The sequence below is a fragment of the Nocardia sp. NPDC004260 genome, assembly GCF_053603155.1.
In genome coordinates this window covers 1-3,836 of record NZ_JBSGEZ010000186.1, presented here as the reverse complement: position 1 = coordinate 3,836, position 3,836 = coordinate 1, and the positions used below count along the sequence as shown (strand labels likewise).

Here is a 3,836-nt window from a genome sequence, read left to right as displayed (position 1 = left end):
TCCATGCGGTCACGGGCATCGATGATCTGCTCGATGCGATCCTTGACCTCGCCGAGCAGTTCGCGCAGCCGCAGTTGCGAAAGCGTATCGCGCACCGAATAAGTGCCGTTCATAGACGTGCCATCGGTCATTCGGTCACCTCGACTGCTTCCGGGTACCGATTTGCCCGCTGCTCCCGAGTCCAAATCTGTTCGCGCCTGACTGCACCAGAATTCTACCTACTCGCGCGTGGAAGACGTCCGATGTTTTCGGGTGATGGCGGAGGCTGACGCGGTGGTCGCAGGCGAGGGTGGTTTCGTCGAAGGACACCGTCCAGGCTGCACGCTCCAAGCGGGAACGCGGTGGCGCGGGCCGGAGGCAATGTCGATAACTTCGCCGAACGACCGATGGGCACAGCCGAGCCGATCATGGCCAGAGGACCCGGCATTCGGTGACCTTCGGCCGTCACCTGCTTCGCTGGTTCGCGCGATGCTGAATCACAGTCGGCAAAGCGGACGACACCGGCGAAAGGTGATTGATCGTCATGGGTGAATTCACCGGGAGAAGCGCCCTCGTCACTGGCGGCGCGCGCGGTATCGGCGCAGCCGTGGTAGCCGCTTTGGTGAAGGAGCAGATTTCAGTCGTCATCGGCGATCTGCTCGAAGGCGAGGGCACTGCCCTGGCGGCGGCACTGGGCTCGGGCGTGATCTTCCGCAGGCTGGATGTGACCGACGAGGCGGGCTGGCGCGCTGTCCTCGACGATGCCGAGGCGGAGTTCGGTCCGCTGGCGGTGTTGGTCAGCAACGCAGGAATCGTCGACTTCGGCGACGTCGAGTCCGAATCTCCAGCGATGTTTCGGCATGTGGTCGACGTCAACCTCTACGGCGCCTGGCTGGGTATGCATCTGGCGGCGCCGCGCCTGCGGGCCGCGGGCGGTGGCGTCATCGTCAACATCTCCTCCACCGCCGGGCTCATCGGCTACGCGGGTATCGGCGCCTATGTCGCGAGCAAATGGGGTTTGCGCGGCTTGACCAAGGCCGCCGCGCTGGAACTGGGGCGCGCGAACGTTCGCGTGTGCTCGATACACCCTGGCCCTGTTCACACGCCGATGACGGCGGCGCTGGACGAATCCGTCGCCGCGAACCAGCCGCTGGCCCGCTTCGGTCAGCCGGAGGAGGTGGCCGCGATGGTGCGATTCCTGGTCACCGAGGCCACCTACTCGACCGGCTCGGAATTCGTGCTCGACGGTGGCGCCACCGCCGGTCAGGTTCTGGGCCTACCGGACGACTCCCGATGAGAGGGCGAGCGATGCCGAGCACACACCCCGACCCCGAGACACTTCGATCCGCGTTGGCGCTGGCGTCTCGGGCGCCATCGGTGCACAACACCCAGCCATGGCTGTGGCGGCTCGGACATCAGACGACGCACCTGTACGCCGACGAGAGCCGGAGACTGCCGCACACCGATCCCGACGGACGCGATCTGCTGCTCAGTTGTGGCGCGGCTTTGCATCATTTCCGAGTAGCCGCACGTGCGGAGGGGTGGGAGACGCTGATCCATCGGCTACCGAATCCGGCCGCGCCCGAGCACCTCGCGTCGATCGAGTTCCGTCCCATCGCCTGCAGCCCCGAGGACATCGCGTTGGCGCGCGCCATCAGCAGGCGCGGCACGGATCGCCGCCGCTTCAGCTCATGGGAAGTACCGGCGACGCATATCGCGGCCATGATCGACGCCGGACTGTCCTCCGGTGTACTCGTGCACGATGTCGACGCCGAACCGGCGCGGACCCAGTTGCTACGCGCGTTCGAGCAGGCGGCCTGGCAACACGCCCGTGACGTCTCCTATGGTGCCGAACTGGCTCAGTGGAGCGGCAGGCACGCGGCGCCGCAAGGGGTGCCCGCGCGCAACGCGGTGTTGACCGAGGCCGATCCCACGGTGCGTCCCTTCTCGAACCCGGGATTGCCCGAGGCTGTGGTGCGTGATATCGATGCGGCCGACCGGATGCTGCTGTTGAGCACCAGTAGTGACGACCGATTGTCCCAACTGCGCGCCGGGGAGGCCGCGAGTGCGGTGCTGTTGACCGCGACGACTCTCGGGCTGGCGACGTGTCCGCTGACCGAGCCGATGGAGTTGGCCGACACCAGGAGACGCATTCGCGCCGATGTTCTGGACGACACCGGGTTTCCGCAGATCATCATCCGGACCGGTTATGCGGTCACGAGCGCCGAGCCGGTTCCGCCCACCCCACGCCGTCCGCTCGCCGAGGTGGTGCAGCCGCTGGGTTCGTCGGAGCCCTGATTCTGCATGGTCGAGGTCGAGGGACGTGATGCGGGATCGGTACGGGGTGACCGACCTTGGAACAAGGAGGACGCGATGACGGAGCACTCCACCGGAACCGCCGAACCGACGGATCGGCCGATCGTGGTCGGCGTCGATGGTTCGGCCATCTCGTATCACGCGGCGGCGTGGGCCGCAGCCGACGCCGCGCTGCATCGTGCCCGGCTGCACATCGTCATCTCCGTCCCTGTGCGGCCTGGGTACGGTCCGGGCGCCGCCCTCACCGAGGCCGATGTGGAGTGGTTGCGCACAGACGGCGAACGAGTACTCGCGGAAGCCGCTCGCGTGGCCAGGACGACAGCAGCGGGCGAGGCGCTGATGATCAGCACCGAGTTGACCGTCGCACCGATCATCCCCGACTTGATCGACCGGTCCCAGCTGGCGCGAACACTGGTCGTCGGCAGCCGCGGTCTCGGCGCGTTCCGGCGCGAGTTGCTCGGATCGGTGAGCACGGCGATGACCCGGCACGCGCACTGTCCGGTCGCGGTCGTGCGCTCGACGTCGGCGACCGATCCTTTCTCCTCGGGGAAACCCGTTCTGGCGGGGGTGGACGGCACCACCAACAGCGTGCCCGCCCTGGAAATCGCCTTCGAAGAGGCGTCGCGACGCAAAGTCGGCCTGATCGCGCTGCACGCGTGGAGCGATTCGAGTGGGATCGACCTCGTGCCCGGATGGGACACTGCGCGAGAGCGAGAGGACGCGTTGCTCGCGGAGAATCTCGCGGGGTTCGGCGAACGCTACCCTGATGTCGCGGTGCGACGTGTTCTGGTGCGCGACAAGCCGGTTCGGTCTTTGCTCGAGCAATCGGACGAGGCTCAGCTGCTCGTGGTGGGCAGCCACGGCCGCGGGGGTTCACCGGCATGCTGCTCGGTTCCACCAGCGCGGCCTTGCTGCATTCGGTGGAGTGCCCGATCATCGTCGTACGTCAGCGGTGACGCGGGTGGTCGGCCGGCCATATCGTTGTCGGGTTCGGGCGATTGCCGTACCGCGCGGTTGTCCCGGCCGATCTGAGCGTGCTGCGTCATCGAAAGCTCGATCGGTGACTCGGGACGCGCGTGTCGGCGGTTGGGGCGGGCGCGTGCCCTATTCCGGGGTGGACGGAGGTGGACGAGCGATCAGTGGTTCGCTGTCCGGTTCACACGCCGCGCCGACTATCGCGTGTGAGGCCGGCAGCGGCCCGGCTATGTTCGGAGAGCGTCATTTCGGGTTGCGAGCGCTTGCTCGAGTAGTACGCGCCGTTCGGCGGCGGCGATTGCTCGACGGGCTGCGGGCACCGCGTCCGGTGTCACCGAGATGGAGGTGATGCCCATCCGCACCAGGTGTTCGGCGAATTCGGGGCGTGTGGAGGGGGCCTGCCCGCATAGCGAGGCCGTGATCTTCAGCCGTCGAGCCGTCTCGACGATCCTGCCGATCGCGTCGAGTACAGCGGGGTCGGATTCGTCGAACAGCTCGGCGCAGGTGGCGGAGTCGCGGTCGACGCCGAGCATGAGCTGAGTGAGGTCGTTGCTGCCGATCGAGAC

4 protein-coding genes are annotated in these 3,836 nt (G+C 67.1%); 3 read left to right on the top strand and 1 reads right to left on the bottom strand.

The window, feature by feature from the left end:
* Positions 1-523 precede the first annotated feature (523 nt).
* The 3 genes from ACWEO7_RS38475 (at position 524) to ACWEO7_RS38465 (ending at position 3,327) form a co-directional block, all read left to right on the top strand.
* A complete protein-coding gene (locus ACWEO7_RS38475) occupies positions 524-1,276 on the top strand; it encodes an SDR family NAD(P)-dependent oxidoreductase (RefSeq protein ID WP_452430660.1) in 753 nt (250 codons plus the stop codon).
* 11 nt (positions 1,277-1,287) lie between these two features.
* Positions 1,288-2,277, top strand: coding sequence for an Acg family FMN-binding oxidoreductase (locus ACWEO7_RS38470; protein WP_397081125.1), 990 nt, complete (start codon positions 1,288-1,290; stop codon positions 2,275-2,277).
* A gap of 75 nt (positions 2,278-2,352) precedes the next feature.
* Positions 2,353-3,327, top strand: a complete 975-nt coding sequence (locus ACWEO7_RS38465; RefSeq protein ID WP_452430658.1) for a universal stress protein — start codon at positions 2,353-2,355, stop codon at positions 3,325-3,327.
* Between the two features lie 170 nt (positions 3,328-3,497).
* On the opposite strand, the gene ACWEO7_RS38460 is transcribed toward ACWEO7_RS38465, so the two are convergent.
* A partial coding sequence (locus tag ACWEO7_RS38460) for a putative PEP-binding protein (protein ID WP_452430656.1) occupies positions 3,498-3,836 on the bottom strand: 339 nt, incomplete at its 5' end.

What these genes read in the sequence shown, in the direction of transcription:
- ACWEO7_RS38475 (WP_452430660.1), top strand. Translation starts at nt 524, where the DNA reads ATGGGTGAATTCACCGGGAGAAGCGCCCTCGTCACTGGCGGCGCGCGC.
- ACWEO7_RS38470 (WP_397081125.1), top strand. Translation starts at nt 1,288, where the DNA reads ATGCCGAGCACACACCCCGACCCCGAGACACTTCGATCCGCGTTGGCG.
- ACWEO7_RS38465 (WP_452430658.1), top strand. Translation starts at nt 2,353, where the DNA reads ATGACGGAGCACTCCACCGGAACCGCCGAACCGACGGATCGGCCGATC.